This window comes from Amycolatopsis sp. CFH S0740 (genome assembly GCF_004522315.1).
Taxonomy (GTDB): Bacteria; Actinomycetota; Actinomycetes; order Mycobacteriales; family Pseudonocardiaceae; genus Amycolatopsis; species Amycolatopsis nivea.
Genome location: NZ_SDLS01000032.1, coordinates 72,483 through 96,043, shown reverse-complemented (window position 1 = coordinate 96,043; position 23,561 = coordinate 72,483). Strand labels below are relative to the sequence as shown.

Sequence of the window (23,561 nt, the reverse complement as noted above, 5' to 3'; positions counted from 1 at the left end):
GCGGCGACCGAGGCCGCGCTGACGAGGCTTCGCCGTCGGCGCGGCTCAGCGGTCGCTCCACCCCCAGAGATAACCCGGAACCTCGTCCGGACTTCCTTCGACGCCGAAATCGCCGCGGTAGAAAATCATCGGCCGTTCGTCGGTTCCGGGGTCGAGTGCGAGCACCCGGCCGAGGACGACGTCGTGGTCTCCCGCGCGGTGCACGGTCTCGATCTCGGCGTGCACGCGCAGCAGGACACCGGGCAATTCCGGCGTGCCCCAGCGGGAAAGCTCCCAATCCAGTCCTTCGAAGCGAAGCCCGCGGCGGGATCCGAAGCGGGTGCAGAGATCGGTTTGCGGTTCGGCGAGCACGTTGACGCAGAACCGTCCGGCGGAGCGGATGCGCGGCCACGCTCGGCCGCCGCGGTCGGCGCAGAACAGCACCAGCGGCGGTTCCAGCGACACCGATGTGAAGGACTGGCAGGTGAATCCCACCGCCTCGTCGTGGTCGACGCCGGTCACCACGGTGACCCCGCTGGCGAACCGGCTCAGTGCGCGGCGCATCTCCAGCGGGCTCGGTGCTTCGGTGGCTTGCATGACTTGACGGTAAAAGCCGCGGGCGACCCCTGATCGCGGCTCTCTCGGTGACCGGGACTTCCGCCGCGCGCGGGTTCGGCGGCTGGCTAGCTTCGGCGGCATCCCGCACCCACGAGCAAGAGGTCAGCCATGCCGGAACTGAGCCACGACGCGACGCTGCGCGAACTTCGCACCGACCGGGGCGTGCTGCGCTACCACGAAGCAGGCGACGGCCCGCCGGTCGTGCTGCTGCACGGATCCGGTCCCGGCGTGACCGGATGGCAGAACTTCCGCGAGAACCTGCCGTCGTTCGCCGCGCATTTCCGGTGCCTGATCCTGGAATTCCCCGGCTTCGGCGTGAGCGATCCGGTCGACGCGCCGCCGATGCCCGCCGCCGAACGCGCGGTGCTCGACCTGCTCGACGGGCTCGGCATCGCCGCCGCTGACCTGGTCGGCAACTCGATGGGCGGATTCGTGGCCACTCGCATCGCGATCGAGCATCCGGACCGGGTTCGCCGGCTGGTGACTGTCGGCGGGATGGGCACGAACATCTTCAGCCCGGCCCCGGGCGAGGGCATCAATCTGCTGACCGAGTTCGTCGAGGATCCGACGCGCGAACGGCTCGTGCAGTGGCTGAACTCGATGGTGTTCGACCGCGGCCTGATCACCGAAGAGCTAATCGAGGAGCGGTGGAGGCTGGCTACCGCGCCGGATTCCTTGGCCAGCGCCAAGAAAATGTACGCCAAAGGGGTGCTGCAGGCGCAGGCGGCCGCGGCTTTCGACGTCACCCCGCTGTGGGCGACGCTGCGCAAGATCCGCGCCCGCACGCTCATCACGTGGGGCCGCGACGATCGGGTCAGCCCGCTCGACATGGCGCTGATTCCGATGCGCACCATTCCCCACGCGGAACTGCACATTCTCCCGAACTGCGGCCACTGGACGATGATCGAGCAGAAGGACGCGTGGGAAAGCGCCGTCCTCGCGTTCCTGCTCCGGAAGGACGGCGAGTGATGGCCTGGGACGCCGAATACGACTTCGTCGTCGTCGGCTCAGGCGGCGGCGGGATGACCGCGGCGCTGACCGCCGCGGCGGCCGGGCTGGACGTGCTGGTCGTCGAGAAGGGCGCGATGTACGGCGGTTCCACCGGGATTTCCGGCGGCGGCATCTGGATCCCGAACAACCCGACGCTGCGCGCGGCCGGGCACGACGACAGCCGTGCGTCGATCCGTCGCTACCTCGATCTGCTCACCGAGGGGCGGGTGCCCGCTGAGCGGCTCGACGCGTATGTGGACCACGGTCCGGCGGCGATGGAGCTACTGGAGCGAAGCAAGTGGCTGCGGTTCTTCTGGGTGAAGGGTTACGCCGATTACCACCCGGAGCTGGAGGGCGGTCGTCCGCTCGGCCGGTCGGTCGAGGCGAAGCCGTTCGACACCCGGCAGCTCGGCGAGGACGAGCGGCACCAGCGGCCGAACACGATGAAGGGCCCGCTCGGCCTGTGGGTCACCGCGAAGGATTACCACGATCTGGCGATGGTCAAGCGGACTTGGCGCGGTCGGTGGGCGTCGGTGATCGCTGCTTGGCGAGTGTCGTCCAACGTGGTGCGGCGCCGGCATATGGCGACCGGCGGTCGTGCGCTGGTCGCGCGGTTGCGGATGGCGTTGAAGGACGCCGGGGTACCGCTGTGGCTGCGGTCGCCAATGACCGAGCTGGTCGTCGAGGACGGCAGGGTGACCGGCATCGTCGCCGAGCACGACGGCGTGCCGCGGCGGATCCGTGCCCGCCGCGGCGTGCTGCTGGCGACCGGCGGCTTCGAGCACAGCGCTGATCTGCGGAAACGCTATCTTCCGGAAGCCGCGTGGGACGATTACAGCGGCGGTGCGCGCGAGAACGTCGGCGACGGCATCGAGGCCGGGCTGGGCGTCGGCGCGGCCACGGACCTGATGGACGACGCGTGGTGGATGCCGTCCGTGCGGCATCCGTCGGGTGCGGTCGTGCCGCTGGTGTCCGAGCGGTCGATCCCGCGTTCGGTCATCGTGTCGGCCGAGGGCACGCGGTTCACCAACGAGTCCGCGCCGTACGTCACCTTCGTGCACGCCCAGCTCGAGGGCGGACACGTGCCCGCCTGGTTCGTGATGGACGCCAAGGCCCGGGCACGATACCCGTTCGCGCAGATCTTGCCGGGCGCGCCGATTCCGGAGCCGTATTACGCGGCGGGCATCGCGCACCGCGCGGACACTCTCGCCGGGCTGGCCGAGAAGATCGGCGTTCCGGCCGACGCGTTGGCCGAAACGGTGAAGCGGTTCAACGGCTTTGCCCGCACCGGAGTGGACACGGACTTCGGTCGCGGGAATTCCGCCTACGACCGGTATTACGGCGATCCGACGCTGCCGAACCCGTGTCTCGACGTGATCGAGCGAGGCCCGTATTACGCGTTCCGCATCGAGGTCGGCGACCTCGGCACCAAGGGCGGCCTGGTGTGCGACGAGAACAGCCGGGTCCTGCGGGAGGACGGCTCGGCGATCGACGGCCTGTACGCCACCGGCAACACGACCGCCGCGGTGATGGGCAACGAATACGCCGGTCCGGGCGCGACGATCGGCCCGTCGATCGTCTTCGGCTATCTCGCGGCCCAGCACGCGGCCGCGAGCTCGGAATGAACGCGATGCGCGTGCGGGTGACCGAGGTGGTCCGCGAGACCGCTGACGCGCATTCGCTGGTCCTGGAACCGATCGACGGCAGTTTCTCCTACCTGCCCGGGCAATTTCTCACGGTGCGGATTCCGTCCACTGAGGACAGCGTCGCGCGGTGCTATTCGCTGTGCAGTTCCCCGCATTGCGAGGAGCCAGCGAGAATCACGGTGAAGCGCACTGCGGGCGGGTACGGGTCGAATTGGTTGGTGGACAACGCGGTCGAGGGGACCGTGCTGGAGGTGCTGCGGCCATCGGGCACGTTCACGCCGCATTCGCTCGACGCCGACGTGTTGCTGCTCGCTGCCGGAAGCGGGATCACACCGGTGCTGTCGATCCTGAAATCCTGCCTGCGAGCCGGTTCCGGGGATGTGACCCTGGTGTATGCGAATCGGGACGAGCAGTCGGTGATCTTCCGGGACGAATTGCTGCGGCTGGCGAAGGAGCATCCGGATCGGTTGACTGTGCTGCACTGGCTGGAGTCAGTGCAGGGGTTGCCGACCGAGGCCGGGCTTCGGGCGTTGACGGTGCCATATCGAGATCGGGAAGCGTTCCTTTGTGGACCGGGACCGTTCATGGATTTGGCTTCGATGGTCCTTAATGGACTTGGCGTGGAAAGCATTACGGTAGAACGGTTCACGTCGCTCACCGGCGATCCGTTCGCGGCGGTGGAGGTGGACGAGTCCGGTCCGGCGAGCTCGGTGGAAGTCGAGCTTGACGGGGAAACGCGGACCTTGCGCTGGCCGCGGGAGAACGCGTTGCTCGACGTCCTCCTGGCGGCCGGTTTGGACGCGCCGTTCTCGTGCCGGGAGGGCTCGTGCAGTGCCTGCGCTTGCGTGCTTGTGAGCGGTGAAGTGGATCTGGCGCACAACGAAGTCCTGGATGACCGGGATCTTGCGGACGGGTTGATCCTGGCTTGTCAGGCCCGGCCTAGGACGGACGAGGTCAAGGTTACGTACGAGGTTCAGTGAGGTGGGCATGGACCGGTCCGCGATCTCGGCCTCGGCGGCTGAACTCGGCGGCATCGACGTGGTCCTCAATGTCGCCCGTCTGACGCGGACTCCCGGTGAGCGGGATAGCGCGAGGGCGGTGCGGCGGCCGTGATTACGCTCACGTCGATTCCGGCCTCATCAGCGCGGGACCTCGTATTCCGGCGGGGATTCCCCTGATCACTTCTGGAAAGGGACCGGCATGGCACTCGACCTGAATCCGGCGAACGGACCTGTTTCCCGCGGGCGGATCATCGCGGTCTGCGCGCTGATCATTCTGCTCTCCGAAATCGCCACGTTCGAAATCCTCATGGTGTACCCGGCGCTGCCCGGGATGGCCGCGCATTTCCGGACCCTCGACGTGGCGCAGGCGGCCTCGGTGGTGACCCTCGCCGGCGCGGTCGTGCTGCCGCTCGCGGGCAAGGCCGCCGACCGCTACGGCAAGAAGCGGATCATCCTGGTGATGGGCGCGATCTTCCTGCTCGGCAGCATCCTCTGCGCGACCACCGATGTGTTCGCCGTGCTGCTGATCGGCCGTCTGCTGCAGGGCAGTCTGGTCGGCATCGTGAACATTTCCTACGCACTCGTCCGCGACGTCATCCCGCGCTCGTACGTGCCCATCGCGCTCGGTTCGGTGGTCACCGGAATCGGCATGGGTGCGGTAGCCGGGCCGTTTCTCGCCGGTGCGCTGATCGACAATTTCGGTTTCCGCAGCGTGTTCTGGTTCATGGTCATCTACGTCGGCGTGCTGCTTCCGCTCCACGCGTGGCTGGTGCCGGAAAGCACGGTGCGGGTGAAATCGTCGTTCGACATTCTCGGTGCCATTCTGCTCGGTGCGAGCCTCGGCATTCTGCTCGTGGCGGTCGGCAAGGGCGGCACCTGGGGCTGGGGCTCGACGACCACTGCCGGCGCGTTCGGTCTCGGGGTGCTGCTGCTGGCCGCGTTCGTGCTGCGCGAACTGAAGGCCAAGGAACCGCTGATCGACCTGCGGGTGCTCGTCGGCCGCAAATTCCTGCCGACGGTGGTCGCGGTCGGGCTGGTGTCGTACATGATGAACGCGCACAGCATCCTCAGCCCGACCATGTTCGAGACCCCGCACATCCCCGGAAACACTTACGGCGTCGGCCTTTCCGCGCTGCAACTGGCACTGTGGACGTTCCCGCTCGGCGTCGTCGGCATGGTCGTCGGCCCGCTCGGCGGCTACCTGTCGAAGCGGATCGGCGCGCGGCAGGTGCTGCTCGCGTCCAGCCTGTGCTTCCTCGTGGTGATGTTCCTCGGCTCGCGGATGTTCACCGTGCAGTGGCAGGTCGCGATCACCAGCTTCGTCGCCGGGTTCGCGGTCGGGTTCCTGCATTCCTCCAACGCGAACCTGTTGCAGGACGCCCTGCCCGCGCGGCTCGGCGGCGCGGGCAACTGCATCGCCGGCGTGATCGCGATGCTGGCGGCGTCGGCCGCGGTGACGGTGACCGGGGCGATCATGTCCGGGCACGTCCGGATGACGCTGCCCCAGTCGCACGCGGTGATCTACGGCGACGCCGCGTTCACCCAGTCGTACCTGTGGGCGGGTGTCGTCGGCGTCGTCGGGGTGGCGATCATCCTGGTGATGAAGCACGGGCGCAAACCCGCGCAGGGCGGGCTGGTCGAGGAAAGCGACACGGCTGCCCGGGTGGCGGTCGCGCGGGCCTGACAGCGGCATACTGCGTCGCGTGGAGCACGCGGTGCGGACGGAAGACGGTATCCGGCTTTGGGCGGCGAAGACGGGCGACGGCGAACCGGTCGTCTTCTGTCACGGCGGCCCGGGGTTGTGGGACATGATGGCGGACGTCGCGGCTGACCTTTCGGCAGCCGCGACCGTCTGTCGCTGGGACCAGCGCGGATGCGGCCAGTCGGAGCGGCGGGGACCGTACTCGGTGGAGACGACAGTGGCCGATCTCGACGCGGTCCGAGCCCATTTCGGCTGGGACCGCGTCGCGCTGCTCGGCCACTCGTGGGGCGCGCAGCTGGCGTTGCGCTACACGCTGGCGCACCCGGATCGCGTGGCGAAGCTGGTTTACGTCTCCGGCACCGGAATCGACGACGACTCGACCTGGCACGCGGACTACGAACGCAACCTCCGCAACTCTCTGGGAAACCGCCTGATGCGGTGGGAATCGTTGGCAGCCAAGGACCGCACCGCGGAGGAAGACCGGGAGTACTGCGTCCTGCAATGGTCAGCGGAATTCGCCGGCCGGGAACGCGCCCTGGAGCACGCCGAAGCCATGGCTGACCCGTGGTTCGGCGTCAATTTCGAGTGCAACGCGGCGCTGAACCGCGAGCGTTGGCCGGACCTGCGTGGTCAGTGCGAAGGGTTGAAGGTGCCGACCCTGATCGTGGACGGAACAGCGGACATCCGGCCGCGCTCGGCGGTGGACTCGCTGGAACGCGCCTTGCCTATGGTGTCGCGCGTCCAGTTGCCAGCCGGTCATCTGCCGTGGATGGAAGACCCGGCTGGCTTCCACTCCGCGGTCAGCGGGTTCCTGACGAAAGAAGGGGCGGACTCGGCCTGAGTCCGCCCCTTCCTCCGCGTGAATTACCGCGCCGGGAGCAGCTTTCGCGTTGCCTCGTGCGCGGCGAGCGCCAGTTCGGCACGCGGGAATCCGCTGCGCTTCTCCGCGGTGGCGAGGTTCCCGCCCGCGACCCACACCGGCCCGTCCGCGAGGTGTGCCAGACCCTCCCGCGCGACGTCCTCCGGTTCGGCCACGTTGAGCCCGGGCAGGTCGAACGCCAGCCCGGCCCGCTCCATCGCCGGAGTCCGCGTGACCCCCAGCACCAGTTCGAGCACGTCGACGCCGCGGTCCCGCATCTCCAGCCACAGCCCCTCGGCGAACACCCGGCCGAACGCCTTCACCGCGGAATACACGCTGATCTCCGCCTGCCCGAGATACCCCGCCAGCGAGCCGACCAGCAAGATCCCACCTCGCCCGCGTGCTGCCATCAGCGCGCCGAAGTGATGTGTCAACGCGAGCTGCGCGGTGATGTTCAGATCGATTACTCCGCGCACCTTCGACAAATCCCCGGTCACGAACTCGTGCCCGTAACTGTTCGCGCCAGCGTTGAAGATCAGCAAACCGACCTCAAGCCCGTCTGTCACTTCCCGGATCGCCGAAAGCGCCTCCGGATCGAGCAGATCCGCTTGCACAGTGCGGACTTCCACACCCCGCGCTTCGACCGCCGCCGCAGTTTCCGCCAACGGCTCAGGCTTGCGCGCGATGAGCACCAGATTGATCCCGGCCTCGGCGAGCTGGTGCGCGAACGCCGCGCCAACACCCTCCGAACCGCCCGCGACGACCGCCCACGGCCCGTACTTCTCGTGCGTGCTCATTCGCCGGCCACCGGAATTCCCCCGTCCGCAACCGCCCGGTCAATCGAATCCTGGAGCGCGCGACAGCCGCGGAACAGGTCCTCCGCACAGGCGGATCGTTCGACACAGCGCTCGGAAGCCGTGGTATCCCACTGGATGCTCGTCTGATACCAGCTGCTCTTGCGCACCTTCAGCCAAGCCTCGCACGTTCCGCATCGGACCGGCCGCATCGGCTCGTCCAGCAGCCGGTTGTCGGGGCGGACGGCCATCAGACGCGCTCGCCGGTCCGGCGGCCGAGGTTCTCCTCGACCTCCTTGCGCCACGCGGCATTCGGCTTCGCGGTGTCCAGTTCGAACTCGAACCGTTCGGTCATCTCCGGCGTGACGTCCGCGACGTCCACATAGAACTGTTCGTACCAGCGCCGCAGCTGGTAGACCGGACCGTCCTCCTCGCACAGCAACGGGTTCTCGATCCGGGTCTTGTTCTTCCAGATCTGCACGTCCTGCTCGAACCCGATGCGGATGAAATCGCCCATCTTGCGCGCGGTTTCCTCCGCCTCGGCGCCGGAGAGCTTGTCGGTGCGCTTCACGATGATCCCGTACTGCAGCTTGAACGAATTCGCCGTGACGGGGTAGTGGCAGTTGATGAGGACGGCGTCGATGTCCATGCCCTCGTAGTGATATGTCAGCTCGTCGATCATGAAAGACGGCCCGTAGTACGAGGCGACGGAGGTGTTGCCAAGCGCCTTCGGCTGGCCGTCCTTCGCGGGCGGACGCACGTCCTCCCGCGAAGTCCCGCGCTGCAGCTGGGTGGCGACGTGTCCTTCGAAGATGTTCTTGAAGTAGGTCGGGAAAGCGAAGTGGACGTAGAAGAAGTGCGCCATGTCCACGACGTTGTCGACGACCTCGCGGCAGTTCGTGTCGACGTGCGTTTCGTACCAGGTCCAGTCGGTCCAGTCGGCGCGCGTGGCGCCCTCGATGCGCGGGATGACGACGTCGGCGGGCGGCGGATTGCCCTCGGGGTCGTTCCAGACGAACAACATTTTGTCCTGCACCATCGTCGTCCACGCGGCGGTGCGCGCCCGCAGCGGAACCCGGCGGCTGTAGGGGATCTGCTTGCACCGGCCGTCGCCGCCCCAGCGCCAGTCGTGGAACGGGCAGGCGATCTCGTTGCCCTTCACCGTGCCCTGCGAGAGGTCGCCGCCCATGTGCCTGCAGTACGCGTCGAGCACGTTGAGCTTGCCGTCCTCGCCGGCGAACACCACGAGCTTCTGCCCGAACGCGGTGATCGGATGCGGCTTGCCGTCGGCGAAGCTCTCGGCCAGCCCGAGACAGTGCCACCCGCGGGCGAACCGCGTGGGCGCCGCGCCGGCCTCGATCACGCGGACCTCGTCCGGTGCCGGCTCCACTGTGGTCATCGTCGGATCTCCTTCCAGTGCCCCGCTTCTGCGAGGCTGAACTTAGAACGGCGGGCAGTCCCGAGGCAGGTGGCGTCTCGGTGACTGAGAGTCCTCTGTGGACGGTCAGTTCCAGGCAGGTTCGGCGGTGCGCAGCCGGACCATCGGGTACAACTCCTGGGTGACCTGCCGCGCGGCGACCACGACGAGCGGTGCGACGCGCTCCAGTGCGGTCTGGGCGTCGCCGACGAGAGAGATCGCTGCCTCGGGTCCTTCCGGTCCTCGGATGGCAGCGGCGACGCAAGAGATGTCAGAGAAGCATTCGCCGCGTTCGAAGGCGAGGCCGTTGCGGTCGCGGATCCGGCCGAGTTCGCGGTGCAGCGTCACCATGTCGCAGATCGTGCGGCTGGTCTGGCGGCCGAGCGTCGGCATGACCCGGTCCTCGACCTGTTCGGCGGGCAGCCACGCGAGCATCGCCTTGCCGAGCGCGGTGCACTGCGCGGGCGCCCGGCCGCCGACGCGCGACGGGACGACCGCGGCGAACCGGCCGCCGACCTTGTCGAGATACCGGACGTCGGCGCCGTCGAGGATCGCCAGGTGCGCGACCATTCCGGTGCGCAACTGCAGTTCGTGCAGCACGGCCGCGGTCGCCTCGCGCAGTTCGAGGTGGTTGCCGCCGGTGCCGCCGAGGTTCAGCGCCCGTGCGCCGAGCGCGTAGCCGAACGACGAATGCGACAGCCACTGCAGCCGCACGAGCTGGTCGAGGATGCGATGCGCGGTCGAACGGGGGAGATGGGTCGTGCGCGCGACCTGCTCGAGGGTGAGCCGGGTGCTCGGCGCGTCGAAGGCGTCGAGGATCAGCGTCATCCGCTCGACCATCGACGGCGGCAGGGCGCGGTCCCGCGCGACATCCGTGCCGAGGGAGTCCGTTTCGATCGCGACCACCGTCATGCTGTGCTCCTCGCGGACGAATTGAAATCATTTCTAGTTTTGACGGTAACACGGCGGCCTCCCGGAGCGTCAACACGCGGCGGGTCACGAGTGCGGCACGGCTCCCGATCAGCGGGAGGACCCGCTCGCGCCGGCGCGGCGGCCGGTAGGCATGGCGGCATGGACATCGGCCTCGTGAGCCCCGTGGTGACCCGGCTGCCGGGGGATCCGAACGCCTGGGAGGACAGCGCGGGCATCGAAGACCTGGCGCGGATCGCGGAGACCGCGGACCGCCTCGGCTTCCATCACCTGACGTGCAGCGAGCACGTCGCGGTGCCGGTCGAGGTGGCGGAGCAGCGCGGCTCGACGTACTGGGATCCGCTCGCGACGTTCGGCTACCTGGCTGCTCGTACCAGCCGCATCCGGTTGGCCACGCAGGTGCTCGTGCTGGGATATCACCACCCGCTGGAGATCGCGAAGCGCTACGGAACGCTCGACACGGTCAGCGGCGGACGGCTCGTGCTCGGCCTCGGTGTCGGATCGCTGCGGGAGGAGTTCGACCTGCTGGGCGCGCCGTTCGAACAGCGCGGCGAGCGGGCCGACGACGCGCTGCGGGCGCTGCGGGCCGCGTTGTCGCAGCGGCTGCCGGAGTATCACGGGCCACACTATGACTTCGCCAGGATGATCGTCGAACCGCATGCCGTCCAGGCGAAAGTCCCGCTGTGGATCGGCGGCCGAACCAAGCGCTCGCTCCGGCGGGCGGTGGAGCTGGCAGACGGCTGGGTCCCGTTCGGATTGTCGCTGGAAGATCTGCGCCGGATGCTCGGCACGGTCGCCCTGCCGGAGGGCTTCCAGGTCGTGCTGTCGCCCGGACGGCCGCTGGACCCCGGCGCGGGCTCCTGCCGGGAGCGGCTGGCCCGCGTCGTCGAGGCAGGGGCGACGACGGTCAGCGCGCGGATCGCCGCGCACTCGGCCGACCACTACCGCGAGCAGCTCGAAGCGCTCGCCGAGCTAGGAAGCGAGGTCTGAAGTGGACCGGATCGCCCAGTTGGAGGCGCGGCTCGCGCGGCTGGAGGACGAACGCGAGATCAGCAGGCTGATCGCCGCGTACGGTCCGCTGGTCGACGCCGGCGCGGCCGAGGACGTCGCCGCGCTGTGGACCGAGGACGGCGCGTACGACGTCGACGAGATCTACCTCGAAGGCCGGGAGCAGCTGGCCCGGATGGTGCGGTCGAGCGCCCACCAGGGCTGGATCTCCGGCGGATGCGCGCACTTCGTCGGCCCGCCGCACGTGACCGTCGACGGCGACACGGCGATCGCGGTCTGCCACTCGCTGATGGTGGTATATCAGGACGACCGCTTTGTCATCCGGCGTGCCACCGCGAACCATTGGGCGCTCGCCCGCACCGGCGAGGGCTGGAAGGTCACCCGGCGCACCAACCGGGTTCTCGACGGCCGGGCCGAGTCGCCCGGGTTGCTGCGGCAGGGCGCGTACGGCGAGCCAGCGTTCCGCTGAGCCGGTCCCGGTCACTGGAATCGGCCCGGCGCTCCCCGCTGCGAGCAGGCACAATCACGCCCGCACCGGTGCGAGGAGGGAGACCTTGGATGAGCCTCTCCGCTGATCCTCGGCAGGCACTGACCGCGCCCGGCGGACCGTGCGAACTGCGCACCGAAGAGGTGCTGGGCGTGCCGATGACGGTGTTCGCCCATCGCGCGCGGTCGCTGGGGGAGGTGCTCGCGGCCTCGGCGCGGCACGGTGAACGCGAGTATCTGGTGACGGCTGACCGGCGGATCACCTTCGCCGAACACGCCCGGCAGGTGGCGTCGGTGGCCTGTGCGTTTCGCGACGAGTACGGGATCGGCAAGGGCGACCGGGTCGCGATCGCGGCCGCGAACAGTCCGGAGTGGGTGGTCGCGTTCTGGGCGACCGTCTCGCTGGGCGCGATCGCGGTCGGCTACAACGCGTGGTGGTCCAGGCCGGAGTTGGCGTACGCGCTCGGTCATACCCGACCGTCTCTGGTGGTCGCCGACTCGAAGCGGGCGGCGTTGCTGGACGGCGTTCCGGTGCTGACCGTCGAGGAGGACATTCCCCGGCTGGCGCGCCGGGAGGTACCGCTGCCTTCGTGCGTTGTGGCCGAGGACGATCCGGCGGTCATCCTTTACACCAGCGGCACGACCGGACGGCCGAAAGGCGCGGTGCACACGCACCGGAACCTGACGTCGGTGATCGAGTTCCACGGTCTGAACAGCGAAATCGCCCGTGCGCTCGGCGATCCGGCGGAGCCGTCCGCGCGGCGGTACCTGCTCGGGGTGCCGCTGTTCCACATCGCCGGACTGCACAACCTGGTGGTGCCCCGGCTCGCCGACGGCAGCGCGGTTGTGGTGCACCAGGGCGGTTTCGACGCGGAGCGGGTGCTGCGATTGGTCGAGGCTGAGCGGGTGACGAACTGGGGCGTCGTGCCGACCATGGCGCACCGGCTGCTGGAACACGGCGACCTCGAGCGGTATGACCTTTCTTCGCTGACTGCGTTCACGCTCGGTGCTGCGCCTTCTTCACCAGCCTTTCAACAACGGCTGCGCGCGGAACTTCCGATAGCGGAACAGGGATTAGTCGACAGCTACGGGCTGACGGAATCTTCCACGGCGATTTCCGTTGCCAATGCGGATGATCTGACTGCTTTCCCCGGTACTGTCGGGCGTCCCATCGCGACCGTGGAATTGGAGATCCGGGACGCGTTCGGCGAGGTGATGCCGGACGGCAGTGCGGGGGAGATCTGCGTCCGCAGTCCGTTCACGATGCTCGGCTATTGGGAAGACCCCGAGGCCACCGCGGCCGCTGTCGACGCCGATCGGTGGCTGCACACCGGGGACATCGGGGTTCTCTCCGAGGGACAGCTCCGGCTCACCGCACGGCGGTCGGATTTGATCCTGCACGGCGGGGAGAACGTTTATCCGGCCGAGGTGGAGAACGTGCTCGCGGAGCACCCGGCGGTGCGGGAATGCATTGTGCTGGGCGTGCCGCATGTCGACCTGGGGCAGGAAGTGGCTGCGGTCGTGGTGGTCTCGGCGCCGGTCGACGCGGCGGAGCTGCGGGCGTTTGCGGCCGAGCGGCTGGCGTATTACAAGGTCCCGTCGCGGTGGCGGATCGGGACAGATCCGTTGCCGCGCAACGTGACCGGCAAGGTAGTGCGGAACCAAGTGCCGCGGCCCTGATCCCGTTGACCGGGAGCGCACCCGCGCGCTCGCGGGTTCCGCTGGGAGGCTCAGGACAGCCGGGACCGCACCGTATCCGGACCGGAGAAAGGGAAGCGCCATGACCCATCCCGCTCTTGCCGCCGTCGAGGAACGGTCCGAAGAGATCGCCGCGCTCGGGCCGGAAAACGAGCGGCTCGGCCGGCTCGCCGACGAAGCGGCGAAGGTGCTCCGGGAAACCGGCGCGATCAAAATGCTCCAGCCCGCCGACTACGGCGGCGCGGAAGCGCATCCGCGCGAATTCGCGGAAACGGTGATGCGGCTGGCTTCGCTCGACGGTTCGACGGGCTGGGTCGCCGGGATCGTCGGCGTACACCCGTGGGAAATGGCGCTCTGCGATCGTCGTGTGCAGGAAGAAATCTGGGGTGCGGACAACGACACCTGGATCGCTTCGCCGTACGCGCCGATGGGCGTGCTGAAGCCGGTCGACGGCGGGTATGTCTTCAATGGACGGTGGCAGTTCTCGTCCGGAACCGACCATTGCGACTGGATTTTCCTCGGCGGTTTCCTCGGCGACGCGGACGGGAATGTGGTGCAGCCGCCCCGGAACTACCACGTGATCCTGCCGCGCGCGGACTACGAAATCGTTGAGGACACCTGGGACGTCGTCGGCCTGCGCGGCACTGGCAGCAAGGACATCGTCGTCAAGGACGCGTTCGTCCCGGAGTACCGCGCGGTCCCGTTCAGCCGGATGACCGACGGCAGCGCGCTGCGGGAATCCGGTCGCACCAACCCGACGTACGGCGTCCCGTTCACGACGATTTTCCCGCTCGGCATCACGTCCGCGGTGATCGGCATCGCGGAAGGTGCGCTGGCGGCGCATCTGGCATATCAACGCACGCGCGTGCAAATCACCGGGACCCGGGTGAAAGACGATCCGTACGTGCTGTACGCGATCAGCGCCGCCGCTGAGGAGATCAAAGCGTCGCGAATTGCCATGCTGGACAACGTTTCCCGGTTCTACGACAAGGCCGCCGCCGGCGAGCCGACGACGCTCGCCGACCGTGCCGCGTCGCGCCGCACCCAGGTCGCCGCGGCGTGGCGGGCGGTGCGCGCGATGGACGAGGTGGTCGCCCGCAGCGGCGGCAACGGCCTGCGGATGGACAACCCGATCCAGCGGTTCTGGCGCGACGGCCACATGGGCCTGGCGCACGCGATCCACGTGCCCGGTTCGGTGTTCCACGCGTCCGCGCTGACCGACCTCGACGTCGAGCCGCCGCCCGGCCCGATGCTGTCCATGATCTGATTTTTCCCACCCCGCAAGGAGTTTCGCCATGACCGAGATCCGAGGGCTCGGATACCTCCGGGTCCAGAGCCGGGACGTGCCGCGCTGGCGCGAGCTGACCGTGGAGGCGCTGGGCTTCGCCGAGACGGCCGGCCCGGTCGCCGACGGCCTGTACCTCCGGATGGACGAGCGCGAGGCACGGCTGATCGTGCTGCCCGGCGAGGACGACCGCGTGCTCGCGGTCGGCTGGGAGGTGCGCGACCAGTTCGCGCTGGCCGCGGTCGGGCGCGCGGTGGAGGCGTCCGGCACCGCGGTGAAAGTGTTGTCGGAACAGCAATGCCGCGAACGCCGCGTCGATTCGGCGCTCACGTTCGACGACCCGTCCGGCACCCCGGTCGAGGTGTTCTTCGGCCCGGTCCTCGACCACGACCCGGTGCGGACGAAGTGGACGCAGCAGTTCGTGACCGGCGCGCAGGGCATGGGCCACGTCGTGCTGCCGACGACGAACTTCGCCGAGATCGAGACGTTCTACACCGAGGTGCTCGGCTTCCTCCCGCGCGGCGCGGTCGCGATGGGCGGCGCGGCCCCGGACCAGAAACCCCGCCGGGTGCGGTTCATGGGCGTCAACCAGCGCCACCACAGCCTGGCGATCTGCCCGGCCCCGCACGGCGAACCGCCCGGCCTGGTGCACCTGATGGTCGAAGTCGACTCCCTCGACGCGGTCGGCCGAGCCCTGGACGAGGTCGGCAAACGCGGATTCTCGGTGTCCTCGACGCTGGGGCGGCACACGAACGACAAGATGGTGTCGTTCTACGTCCGGGCGCCCGGCGGGTGGGATTTGGAGTACGGGACCGAGGGAATGCTGGTGGACGAACGGTTTTATACGGCGGAGGAGATCACGCGGGACAGTTATTGGGGGCACGACTGGTCCGGGTCGGAGCAGTTGGCGGCGTTCACTCCGCTGAAGTGAGGGTGGGTGTAGTGGCGATCCCGGTTAGCACTGCGATCGCCACTCACGACCCCTCAGCGCCCCGCAAACCGATGCAGGGCGTCGAGCACAGCAGGCGCGGGCGTATCCGGATGGCCGGCGTCGTGCAGCAGGTGGTCCACTCCGGGCAGCCGCACCCGGCCCGGTCCGCCGACGTGCGCGCGGCGCAGGGCGACGGTCAGCGCATCCGTTGTAGCGCAAGGAACTTGCGCGTCATTCGTGCCACAGGTAAGCAGTACCCTGGTCCCCGGCCGCAGCGCCGCGGCGGTGGCAGGCGGGTAGACGGCGTCGTCGCTGTCCACGAAGCGGCCGTTCTGCCCTTGGAAGCCCTGGAACAGCTGCGCGACGGCGGGCGGCAGGCCGGTGGCGTCGACCGGCCGGTGTTCGCGCAGGGCGGTGACGGCGGCGTCGATCGCCGCGTCGACAGTCCGCTGCTGCTCGGGGTCGAGCTGGCCGTGGCGGGCCGCCTCGGCGATCTGGGCGTGCAGCTGGAGCGCGACCAGGTCCAGCAAGCGGATGGCTTGGGGTTGCAGCAGCACCAGGCCGGCCGGACGGGGACGGACTGAGCCGCCGAGCAGCAGCGCGGTCATCGCGCCTTCGCTGTGCCCGACGACAGTCAGCGCGTGCGGTGCTGTCTCCGGCTGTTCGCGCAACGTCTCGTAGGCGGCTTTCGCCTGACGGACGAACGCCGGATAGTCGAGTGTTTCGGGATGGTCGCGGTAGGCGCCGAGCCCGGTGGCGCCGGTTCCGTACTTGTCGAACCGCAGCGTGACGACCCGGTCGCGGTCGAGCGCGTTAGCTACCTGCGTCAGGGTGTTCGGGGACATGCGCGGCTGGTTGCCGTCGCGATCGGTGGGGCCGCTGCCGGGCAGCAGGAGCGCGGCGCGCAAACGTTGGCCGGCCCGGTGCGCGGGAACGTGCAGGGTGCCGTACGTCGGCGTCCCCTCGACGGTGAAGACGATTTCGCGGTCGGCAGCGGGCACGAGATCGGGCGCCGCCGCGACGGGGGCGGCCATGGTCAGTGCGACTGCTGCGAGGTGGGAGAGCATCAGCGCAGCGCCTTCTCGACCAGTGCGACGGTCGCGCGCGGGTCGTCGACTTGGAGGACGAGGCGGGCGTAGCGCTCGTCGGCGAGTTCGAGCACGACGGCCTTCGCCGGATCCTTGACGTCCCAGAAAACCTTTTCGCCGTCGAGGTGGAACGTGCCCGCCGTGATCACGCCGGGCACGTGGGCTCCGGGCGCGCGGATCCCTTTGGGGTCGGCGGCGATGCCGGGGTCCGCGGTCGCGCCGCGGACGTTGGCCAGCGGGATGGTCAGGCTGCTCTTGAAGGCCCACAGCTTGTCGAGACCTTCGATCACGACGACGAGGTTGCCGCCGTCGATGGTGACCAATGCCATGTCTTTTCCTTGTCAGTTAAGGGGATCGAGCAGTTGGGCCAGCGCGGTGCCCGGGTCGCCGGGGTCGCCGCGCAAGCGGAGGCCCAGTGCGGCGGACGTGAGGGCGGCGGCCAGTGCGGTGGAAATGCCGAGCGCGTCGGCGATCGCCTGGTCGAGCGTGGCCAGCGCCTCGGCGACCTCGGCAGCCGCCTCCTCGTCGGCCGGCGCCCGTTCGACCGCCGCGAGCAGCAGCAGGCCGAGGTCAGCCGACGCGACGAGCCGGAGCGCCGTCGCGGCGTCCGGCGCCGCGGCGAGCGCTTCGGCCAGGGGACGGACGTCGTCGGCGAGATGGCGGCGCAGCGCGGCCAGATAGAGGCCGCGCTTGCTGCCGAACGTCTTGTACAAGCTGTTGCGGTGCACGCCGAGGTGCGTGACGAGGTCGTCGACGGACACGCCGTCGTACGCGCGGCCGCCGAACAACCCCACGGCGGCGCGCACCACCTCGTCCTCGTCGAATGCCCTTCGCCTGCCCATGTCCTGACGGTAGCCTTTTGAGGAACGATCAGTCAAGAACGATCGTTCCTCAAAAATTCCGGCTCCGGCTCAGCTTCAGGCCCGTGCCACCAGATCGTCGACCGCCCGGGCAGCGAAAGCCATCGCGGTGCCCAACGGAATACCCGGCCCCGGGTAGTAACCGCCGGTCATGGAAGCCGCTGAATTCCCGACCGCGTAAAGGCCTTCCACCGCCGAACCGTCCTCGCGCAGCACCCGGGCGTCCGGATCGGTCACCAGGCCGCCCTTCGTGCCCAAGTCCGACAGCACCAGCCGGGCGGCGCGGAACGGCGGGCGATCCACCGGGACCAGCACCGGATTCGCGAAGTGCCGTGCGTATTCGTCCTCGCCACGGCCGAAATCCGCGTCGTGCCCGGCTTCGGCGAAAGAATTGAACCGGGCAACGGTCTCGGGCAACTCGGGCGCGTCGATCAGCTTCGCCAGCTCCGCGAGCGTGTCCGCTTCCACCCAGGTGCCGGCCGCCAGGTGGTCGTCCGGCCGTCCGCCGGGCAACGCGATCGCGGGCAGCCGACCGCCCTCGCGGCTGTCGAACACGATGTGCGACGGGACCCGTCGCGCCGGGTCCGCTGCCATCTCACGACCCATCTGGTCGTATGGCAGCGATTCGTTCGCGTAGCGCCGCCCGTCGCGGTCGACGACGAGTCCGCCGCGGAATCCGAGCGTGAACGACGCGCCGCCGTCCGGCATCGCGATTCCCGGGCACCACCAGCCCTCGTCCATCAGGTCGACGGCCGCGCCCAGTGCGATCGCCGCCGCCAGGACCTGGCCGCGGTTCGTTTCCGCGGGTGCCATCGACCACGCCGCCGAGCCGGGCACGCCGGACTGTTCCCGCAGGTCCGCGTTTCGCTCGAACCCGCCGGCGCCGATGAGCACGCCGTAGGTCGCCCCGATCCGCCGCGGGCCGACGCCGACGACCCGCCCGTTCTCGACCACCAGCTCGTCGACCGGCGTACCGGTGAAGACAGTGCCGTTGCCGGTCGCGTCGAAGGCCAGCAGCAGCCGGCCGATCAGCGCGCGGCCGCCGTCCAACGGGGCGTCGCGGTGCCCGCGGCCGGCGCGGTCGCGGTCGACCGGCGGACGCACCAGCTCGGCCCGTTCGCCCAGCTCGGACAGCGGCAGGTCGACCGGGACGAACGAGCGTCCGCCGGGGACCCGGCCGGGCCGGTCGAAGTAGTCCGGGAACGCCCGCCATTCGAACTCGAGCGCCGGATCCGCCTCCAGCGTCGCGACCAGCTCCGGCGCCTTCGCCAGGAACGCCTCCTGCCGCCCGGTCCGGTCCTCGCCGAGCAGCGCGCGCAGGTACTCGCGCGCGGCGGCGGTGGAATCCGCGACCCCGAACCGCTCCTGGACCTGCGTGCCGGGCAGCCAGCAGGCCGCGCCGGAGTACGCCGAGGTCCCGCCGAGCCGGTCCGCGGCCTCGACCACCGCAGTGCGCAACCCGGCCCGGGCAGCGAGGTACGCGCCGGTCAGCGCGCCCGCGCCGGACCCGACCACCACCACGTCGAACTGGTCGTCGAAAGCCATGAGTCCTCCAAGTCGTCGCGACCCGGCGAGCCAACCGCATCCGCGGCGCGCCGGGGCGCGGTCATCCCACTCACCGGTAGCGGCGGCACCCGGTGGGAGGATCGTGCGCGAGAATGGCCTGATCACGAGCGGAGGAGTCGCGGTGCCGAGAGTCGCCGAAAACCGGGCGCCGGCCACGCCGAGTTCGCCCGCGCAGCAGGAGCGCTACCGCCGCATCCTGCGAGCGGCCGCGGACCACGGCGCCGAGCACGGCCTCGACCGGATCCAGATGCTCGACGTCGCCCGCGACGCCGGCGTCGCCATCGCCACGCTCTACCGGTACTTCCCGTCCAAGACGGTCCTGTTCACCGCGCTGCTGCACAGCCAGGTCGAGCAGCTGGACCGCAACAGCGTCCCGGTCGAGCCCGGCCAGGAACCGGCCGAGGCGGTCGCGCGCGTGCTGGTCGACGCCGCCCGCCGTCTGCTGGAACGGCCGCGGCTCGCACAGGCGATGCTGCAGTCGAACAACGCGACCGTCGCGGGGGAGTCGCCGAACATGGCCGCGACGGTCGAGTTCGCCGACCTGATCCTGCGCGTCGCCGGGGTGGCCGAGGCGAGCGAGCACGACCGCCGTCTGGTCCGGCTGATCGAGCAGACCTGGTACGGCGTGCTGACGTCCCAGCTGAACGGGCACATCACCGCCGAGGAAGCGGAAGCGGACACGGTGCTGGCTTGCCGGTTGCTGCTGGCGGGGCTGGGCGGGCCGGGTTCTCCCGGTGACCGGGATGGGATCGCCGCGCCGGGCTGAGTCCTCGTAGCGTCGGGGCTGTTCCCGGAACCCCACCTCAGGAGGCCCTCATGCCGCGCACCGTCGTCGTCACCGGAGCGAGTTCGGGGATCGGGGCGGCGCTCAGCGGTCTCCTCGCCGAACGCGGCGACCAGGTCCTCGGCGTCGACCTCGCGGGCAGCGACGTGGACGCGGACCTCTCGACCCCGCACGGCCGCGCCGCTGCCGCCGAGGAGGTCGGCAAGCGCACCGGGCAGGTCGACGCCGTGGTCACCTGCGCCGGCACGTCGAACCCCGGCGAAGCCATGGTCACGGTGAACTACTTCGGCAGCACCGAGTTCATCGAAGCCCTGCAGCCGCTGCTCGCGAAATCCGAGGCGCCGCGGGTCGTCCTGGTCGGCTCGATCTCCGGGACCCAGCCGTACGACCCCGCTGTGGTCGACGCCTGCCTGCGCGGCGACGAGCAAGCCGCGTTGACCGCCGCCCGCGCGGCGATCGCGGAGAATCGCGCGCTCCAGCTTTACCCGTCCTCGAAGTCCGCGATCGCGCAATGGGCGCGCCGGACGTCGGTTTCGGCAGGCTGGGCCGACGCGGGAATCGCAGTCAACGTGGTCGCGCCCGGCGTGGTCCGGACGCCGATGACCGATGGGCTTTTCGCCGACCCGCAGATGAAAGCCGTGATGGACAAAGCAGTCCCGATGCCGTTGCATGGTTACGCAGCTGCGGAAGACGTCGCGCGCGTCCTCGCGTACTTCGCCGACGCCGCGACCACGCACATCACCGGCCAGGTCGTCTACGTCGACGGCGGCGCCGAGGCGACCCTCCGCCCGGCGGCGCACTACTGATGACGACTTACGCCGAGAACGTCCCGTTGTCGCCCGTCCCGAACGACGACGGAATCGACGCTGCCGTCGCGGCGGCCCGCCGGGTGGTCAGCGCGCTCCTGCACGCGGGTGCGGACAGCGCCGCGCCGATGACCGAGATCGCCCGCGAACTCGACCGGATCGCCGACCAGCTCGAAGAACACGCGCCGGAGCGGCAGGACCGGTTCGTCGGAATGTGGGCCGGGCGACCGCGTCACGATCCCGTCACCGGCCCGGAAAACGCGCTCGCGCCGCCGCTGCACCTGCACGGTTTGCCGGACGGCTCGGTCACCGGAACCGTGACGCTCGGCCTGCCTTATCAGGGTCCGCCGGGCTGCGTGCACGGCGGGATTTCCGCGCTGCTGCTGGATCACGCGCTCGGCGTCGCCAACAGCTGGGGGCCCGGGCCGGACGGGATGACCGGCACGCTCAGCGTCCGCTACCACCGGACGACCCCGTTGTTCGAGGAACTGACGATTCGCGCGCGGCAGCAATCCAGCGAGGGCCGCCGGATCCACACCACCGGCGAAATTCTCGCCGACGGCCAGGTTTGCGTTTCCGCCGACGGCATTTTCGTGGCGAAACACGTCGCGCGACCGGTTGCCCCAGACGAAGGAGGCCGATGAACACGCTCGCGGGCCGGGTGGCCCTGGTGACGGGTGCCGGACAAGGCGTCGGGCAAGGAATCGCGCTGGCGCTGGCAGGGGAGGGGGCGTCGGTCGCGGTTCTCGGGCGTACGCGCGGCAAACTCGACGAGACCTGTCGCCTCGTGCGTGAGCGGGGAGCTTCCGCGGAGCCGTTCGAGTGCGATGTCGCGGATACTGCGGCTATTCCCGGCGTTGTCGACGAGGTTGTTGCGCGGTTCGGCCGGCTGGACATTCTGGTCAACAATGCGTACTCCGGTGCCTTCGGTCCATTGCTGAAAATGAGCGACGAGGATTTCGCGCGCGGTTTCGAGACCGGCCCGTTCGCCGCTTTCGCGTTCATGAAAGCTGCGCACCCGCATTTGAAGGCGACCGGTGACGGTTCGATCGTCAACCTGGTCACATCAGCGATGGTGCGTTGGGATCCCACCACCTACGGTGCTTACGCCGCAGCGAAACAAGCCTTGCGCTCGCTGTCGCGCACTGCCGCGGTGGAGTGGGCGCGCGACGGGATCCGGGTCAACGCGATCGCGCCGCACGCGTTGTCGCCCGGGTTGAAATGGTGGACCGAGCACAATCCCGAAGAGGCCGCCGAATTCGTCGCGACCATTCCGATGGGCCGGATCGGGGAATGCGAGGAGGACATCGGCCGCGCCGTCGTCGCGCTGGTCAGTTCCGATCTGCGCTACCTGACCGGAGCCACCGTGCCGCTCGACGGCGGCCAAGCCTTCTTCGGCTGAGCCCTTACTGAGGAGACCTCGCTGTGTCCACCCTTTCAGCCCTCGACACCGCCGCCGCCATCCGCCGCGGCGACCTGTCCGCCCGGGAAGCCGCCGAGCAGGCGATCGCCCGCATCGAGGAGGCGAATCCGCAGTTCAACGCCGTCGTCGGCCGCCGCTTCGAAGCCGCGCTCGCGGAAATCGACGCCGGTCTCCCGGACGGCCCGCTCACCGGAGTCCCGTTCCTGGTCAAGGACCTCGGCACCGAAATCGCCGGTCTCCCCGCGACCCAGGGCAGTGCGCTCTTCGCCTCCGCTGTGTCCACAGTGGACAGCGAACTGATCCGCCGCTACAAACGCGCCGGTCTGGTCATCCTCGGCACCGCCAACACCCCGGAGTTCGGCCTCAACGCCAGCACCGAACCGCAACTGCACGGCCCCACCCGCAACCCGCACGACCCGTCCCGCTCACCCGGCGGCTCCAGCGGCGGTTCCGCAGCCGCCGTCGCCGCGGGCCTGGTCCCCGCCGCCCACGCAACCGACGGCGGCGGCTCGATCCGGATCCCGTCAGCCATGTGCGGTTTGGTCGGCCTGAAACCGAGCCGCGGCCGCACCACCGGCGCCCCCGACTCCGGCACCCTCGCCGCCCCGGTCTCCGTCGCCCACGCGGTGACCACGACTGTCCGTGACAGCGCCGCCCTGCTGGACGCGATCGCCGGACCACTTCCAGGTGAAGCCTTCGCCGCCCCGACGTGTCCCGGCACCTTCCTCGACGCGACCCGCCGCGCTCCCGGCCGCCTCCGCATCGGCCTCGCCACCCAAGCCCGAACCGGCGTCGACCCGCATCCGGCGTGCCTGGCCGCCGTGCAGCAGACGGCGAAACTGTGCGAGGAACTAGGCCATCACGTCGAGGAAACCGTGGCCCCGTTCGATTTCCCGGACGTCCGTACGACCGGCGGAGTGCTGATGGGCGCGGACCTGGTAGTGATCGTCGAAGACCGGCTGGCCACCCTGGGCCGCGAACTCCGGCCGGGCGATGTCGAGCCGTTCACTGAGCTGCTGCTGGACCACTACCGGGGCCTGACCGCCAACCAACTCCACCGCGCCCTGCGGCGGGCCCAGGAGATCGGGTGGGAGGTCGGGCAGGTCTTCACCTCCTATGACGTGCTGCTCACGCCGACCCTGCCGCTTCCGACTCCGCCGCTGGGCTTGCTGGACACGACGGATCCCGCGTCGATCTATGAGCACGCGGCCGGGTTTTCGGCGTGGACTAGCGTTTTCAACGTGACCGGGATGCCTGCTATCTCACTCCCGCTCGGGAGGGATGATGACGGACTGCCGTTGGGGGTGCAGTTCGCGGCGGACCTGGGGCAGGAGGGGGTGTTGTTGTCGTTGGCGGCGCAGCTGGAGGAAGCGGCTCCCTGGCCGGTCCCTCAGTAGCGGTGTGCGGGCGACGCACTACTCAGCAGCTGCGCCGTGATGACGATGATCCCGATCGAGGTCAGGATCGCCCACAGCACGACAATGGTGGCGATGACCAGCGCGTGCCGTCGGATCGCCGCGAGCTGGCCCAGGATCTCCAGGTTGATCCGGTTCGCGTAGTCCGTCGGCCCGTCCGTTTCGGACGCTTCCTTGAGCCGCTCGGCGATCGCGACGGGGCCGGTGAACGCGTCGGGGTGATAGCGGGGACGCGGCTTGAAATCGGTCATGGGCGGTTTCTCCTCTGGTGAGGC

General features: G+C 69.5%; 25 protein-coding genes. 15 read left to right on the top strand and 10 right to left on the bottom strand.

Annotation, left to right across the window (positions count from 1 at the left end; all coding sequences use genetic code 11):
- Nucleotides 1-45: 45 nt before the first annotated feature.
- The gene (locus EIZ45_RS37610) at nt 46-576 is read right to left on the bottom strand and encodes a flavin reductase family protein (protein WP_134667736.1); all 531 of its coding nucleotides are present in this window, start codon (nt 574-576) and stop codon (nt 46-48) included.
- 129 nt (nt 577-705) lie between these two features.
- Between EIZ45_RS37610 and EIZ45_RS37605 the strand changes: the two genes are divergently transcribed.
- From EIZ45_RS37605 to EIZ45_RS37585, 5 genes are all read left to right on the top strand, one after another.
- Nucleotides 706-1,566, top strand: coding sequence for an alpha/beta fold hydrolase (locus tag EIZ45_RS37605; protein ID WP_134667737.1), 861 nt, complete (start codon nt 706-708; stop codon nt 1,564-1,566).
- A complete protein-coding gene (locus tag EIZ45_RS37600) occupies nt 1,566-3,212 on the top strand; it encodes an FAD-binding protein (protein WP_134667738.1) in 1,647 nt (548 codons plus the stop codon). The genes EIZ45_RS37605 and EIZ45_RS37600 overlap by 1 nt, the downstream gene beginning before the upstream one ends.
- Nucleotides 3,209-4,213, top strand: coding sequence for a ferredoxin--NADP reductase (locus tag EIZ45_RS37595; protein WP_134667739.1), 1,005 nt, complete (start codon nt 3,209-3,211; stop codon nt 4,211-4,213). The genes EIZ45_RS37600 and EIZ45_RS37595 overlap by 4 nt, the downstream gene beginning before the upstream one ends.
- A gap of 220 nt (nt 4,214-4,433) precedes the next feature.
- The gene (locus tag EIZ45_RS37590) at nt 4,434-5,918 is read left to right on the top strand and encodes an MFS transporter (RefSeq protein WP_037812285.1); all 1,485 of its coding nucleotides are present in this window, start codon (nt 4,434-4,436) and stop codon (nt 5,916-5,918) included.
- A 19-nt stretch (nt 5,919-5,937) separates the two neighbouring features.
- Complete coding sequence (locus tag EIZ45_RS37585; RefSeq protein ID WP_134667740.1) at nt 5,938-6,777, top strand: alpha/beta fold hydrolase; 840 nt, start codon at nt 5,938-5,940, stop codon at nt 6,775-6,777.
- Between the two features lie 23 nt (nt 6,778-6,800).
- Here the strand turns inward: EIZ45_RS37585 and EIZ45_RS37580 are convergent, their stop codons facing one another.
- The 4 genes from EIZ45_RS37580 to EIZ45_RS37565 all read right to left on the bottom strand — a co-directional run bounded on the left by EIZ45_RS37580 (nt 6,801) and on the right by EIZ45_RS37565 (nt 9,918).
- A complete protein-coding gene (locus EIZ45_RS37580; protein ID WP_134667741.1) occupies nt 6,801-7,592 on the bottom strand; it encodes an SDR family oxidoreductase in 792 nt (263 codons plus the stop codon).
- Complete coding sequence (locus EIZ45_RS37575; protein WP_134667742.1) at nt 7,589-7,840, bottom strand: hypothetical protein; 252 nt, start codon at nt 7,838-7,840, stop codon at nt 7,589-7,591. The genes EIZ45_RS37580 and EIZ45_RS37575 overlap by 4 nt, the downstream gene beginning before the upstream one ends.
- On the bottom strand, nt 7,840-8,988 hold the full coding sequence (locus EIZ45_RS37570; RefSeq protein WP_134667743.1) for a Rieske 2Fe-2S domain-containing protein: 1,149 nt from the start codon (nt 8,986-8,988) through the stop codon (nt 7,840-7,842). The genes EIZ45_RS37575 and EIZ45_RS37570 overlap by 1 nt, the downstream gene beginning before the upstream one ends.
- Before the next feature lie 105 nt (nt 8,989-9,093).
- A complete protein-coding gene (locus EIZ45_RS37565) occupies nt 9,094-9,918 on the bottom strand; it encodes an IclR family transcriptional regulator (RefSeq protein ID WP_037812275.1) in 825 nt (274 codons plus the stop codon).
- Nucleotides 9,919-10,077: 159 nt separating this feature from the next.
- Here EIZ45_RS37565 and EIZ45_RS37560 point away from each other — a divergent pair, with 159 nt between their 5' ends.
- The 5 genes from EIZ45_RS37560 to EIZ45_RS37540 all read left to right on the top strand — a co-directional run bounded on the left by EIZ45_RS37560 (nt 10,078) and on the right by EIZ45_RS37540 (nt 15,344).
- A complete protein-coding gene (locus EIZ45_RS37560; protein WP_134667744.1) occupies nt 10,078-10,926 on the top strand; it encodes an LLM class F420-dependent oxidoreductase in 849 nt (282 codons plus the stop codon).
- Nucleotide 10,927: 1 nt separating this feature from the next.
- A complete protein-coding gene (locus EIZ45_RS37555) occupies nt 10,928-11,413 on the top strand; it encodes a nuclear transport factor 2 family protein (RefSeq protein WP_134667745.1) in 486 nt (161 codons plus the stop codon).
- Between the two features lie 89 nt (nt 11,414-11,502).
- Nucleotides 11,503-13,110 (top strand): class I adenylate-forming enzyme family protein, encoded by a 1,608-nt coding sequence (locus tag EIZ45_RS37550; RefSeq protein ID WP_134667746.1) that lies wholly within the window; start codon nt 11,503-11,505, stop codon nt 13,108-13,110.
- A gap of 100 nt (nt 13,111-13,210) precedes the next feature.
- Complete coding sequence (locus EIZ45_RS37545; protein WP_134667747.1) at nt 13,211-14,395, top strand: acyl-CoA dehydrogenase family protein; 1,185 nt, start codon at nt 13,211-13,213, stop codon at nt 14,393-14,395.
- A 28-nt stretch (nt 14,396-14,423) separates the two neighbouring features.
- Nucleotides 14,424-15,344 (top strand): VOC family protein, encoded by a 921-nt coding sequence (locus EIZ45_RS37540; RefSeq protein ID WP_134667748.1) that lies wholly within the window; start codon nt 14,424-14,426, stop codon nt 15,342-15,344.
- Nucleotides 15,345-15,397: 53 nt separating this feature from the next.
- Here the strand turns inward: EIZ45_RS37540 and EIZ45_RS37535 are convergent, their stop codons facing one another.
- The 4 genes from EIZ45_RS37535 to EIZ45_RS37520 form a co-directional block, all read right to left on the bottom strand.
- Nucleotides 15,398-16,411 (bottom strand): alpha/beta fold hydrolase, encoded by a 1,014-nt coding sequence (locus EIZ45_RS37535; RefSeq protein ID WP_134667749.1) that lies wholly within the window; start codon nt 16,409-16,411, stop codon nt 15,398-15,400.
- On the bottom strand, nt 16,411-16,761 hold the full coding sequence (locus EIZ45_RS37530) for a hypothetical protein (protein WP_043835659.1): 351 nt from the start codon (nt 16,759-16,761) through the stop codon (nt 16,411-16,413). The genes EIZ45_RS37535 and EIZ45_RS37530 overlap by 1 nt, the downstream gene beginning before the upstream one ends.
- 12 nt (nt 16,762-16,773) lie before the next feature.
- Nucleotides 16,774-17,274 (bottom strand): TetR/AcrR family transcriptional regulator, encoded by a 501-nt coding sequence (locus EIZ45_RS37525; protein WP_167756674.1) that lies wholly within the window; start codon nt 17,272-17,274, stop codon nt 16,774-16,776.
- A 75-nt stretch (nt 17,275-17,349) separates the two neighbouring features.
- The gene (locus EIZ45_RS37520) at nt 17,350-18,837 is read right to left on the bottom strand and encodes an FAD-dependent oxidoreductase (RefSeq protein WP_134667751.1); all 1,488 of its coding nucleotides are present in this window, start codon (nt 18,835-18,837) and stop codon (nt 17,350-17,352) included.
- Nucleotides 18,838-18,979: 142 nt separating this feature from the next.
- Between EIZ45_RS37520 and EIZ45_RS37515 the strand changes: the two genes are divergently transcribed.
- Genes EIZ45_RS37515 through EIZ45_RS37495 form a run of 5 tightly spaced genes read left to right on the top strand, consistent with a single transcriptional unit; the run spans nt 18,980 to nt 23,268 of the window.
- Entirely contained in the window at nt 18,980-19,624 is a 645-nt protein-coding gene (locus EIZ45_RS37515) for a TetR/AcrR family transcriptional regulator (RefSeq protein WP_134667752.1), read from the top strand.
- Between the two features lie 50 nt (nt 19,625-19,674).
- Nucleotides 19,675-20,448 (top strand): SDR family oxidoreductase, encoded by a 774-nt coding sequence (locus EIZ45_RS37510; protein WP_134667753.1) that lies wholly within the window; start codon nt 19,675-19,677, stop codon nt 20,446-20,448.
- Nucleotides 20,448-21,092 carry a PaaI family thioesterase gene (locus EIZ45_RS37505; RefSeq protein ID WP_134667754.1) on the top strand — a complete coding sequence of 215 codons (645 nt, stop codon included), beginning with the start codon at nt 20,448-20,450 and terminating at the stop codon, nt 21,090-21,092. Before EIZ45_RS37510 ends, EIZ45_RS37505 begins: the two co-directional genes overlap by 1 nt.
- Nucleotides 21,089-21,850, top strand: a complete 762-nt coding sequence (locus EIZ45_RS37500; RefSeq protein WP_134667755.1) for an SDR family NAD(P)-dependent oxidoreductase — start codon at nt 21,089-21,091, stop codon at nt 21,848-21,850. Before EIZ45_RS37505 ends, EIZ45_RS37500 begins: the two co-directional genes overlap by 4 nt.
- Nucleotides 21,851-21,873: 23 nt before the next feature.
- Entirely contained in the window at nt 21,874-23,268 is a 1,395-nt protein-coding gene (locus tag EIZ45_RS37495; RefSeq protein ID WP_134667756.1) for an amidase, read from the top strand.
- Here EIZ45_RS37495 and EIZ45_RS37490 read toward each other — a convergent pair.
- Complete coding sequence (locus EIZ45_RS37490; protein ID WP_134667757.1) at nt 23,262-23,537, bottom strand: hypothetical protein; 276 nt, start codon at nt 23,535-23,537, stop codon at nt 23,262-23,264. The two genes, EIZ45_RS37495 and EIZ45_RS37490, sit on opposite strands and share 7 nt — an antisense overlap.
- Between the last annotated feature and the right edge of the window lie 24 nt (nt 23,538-23,561).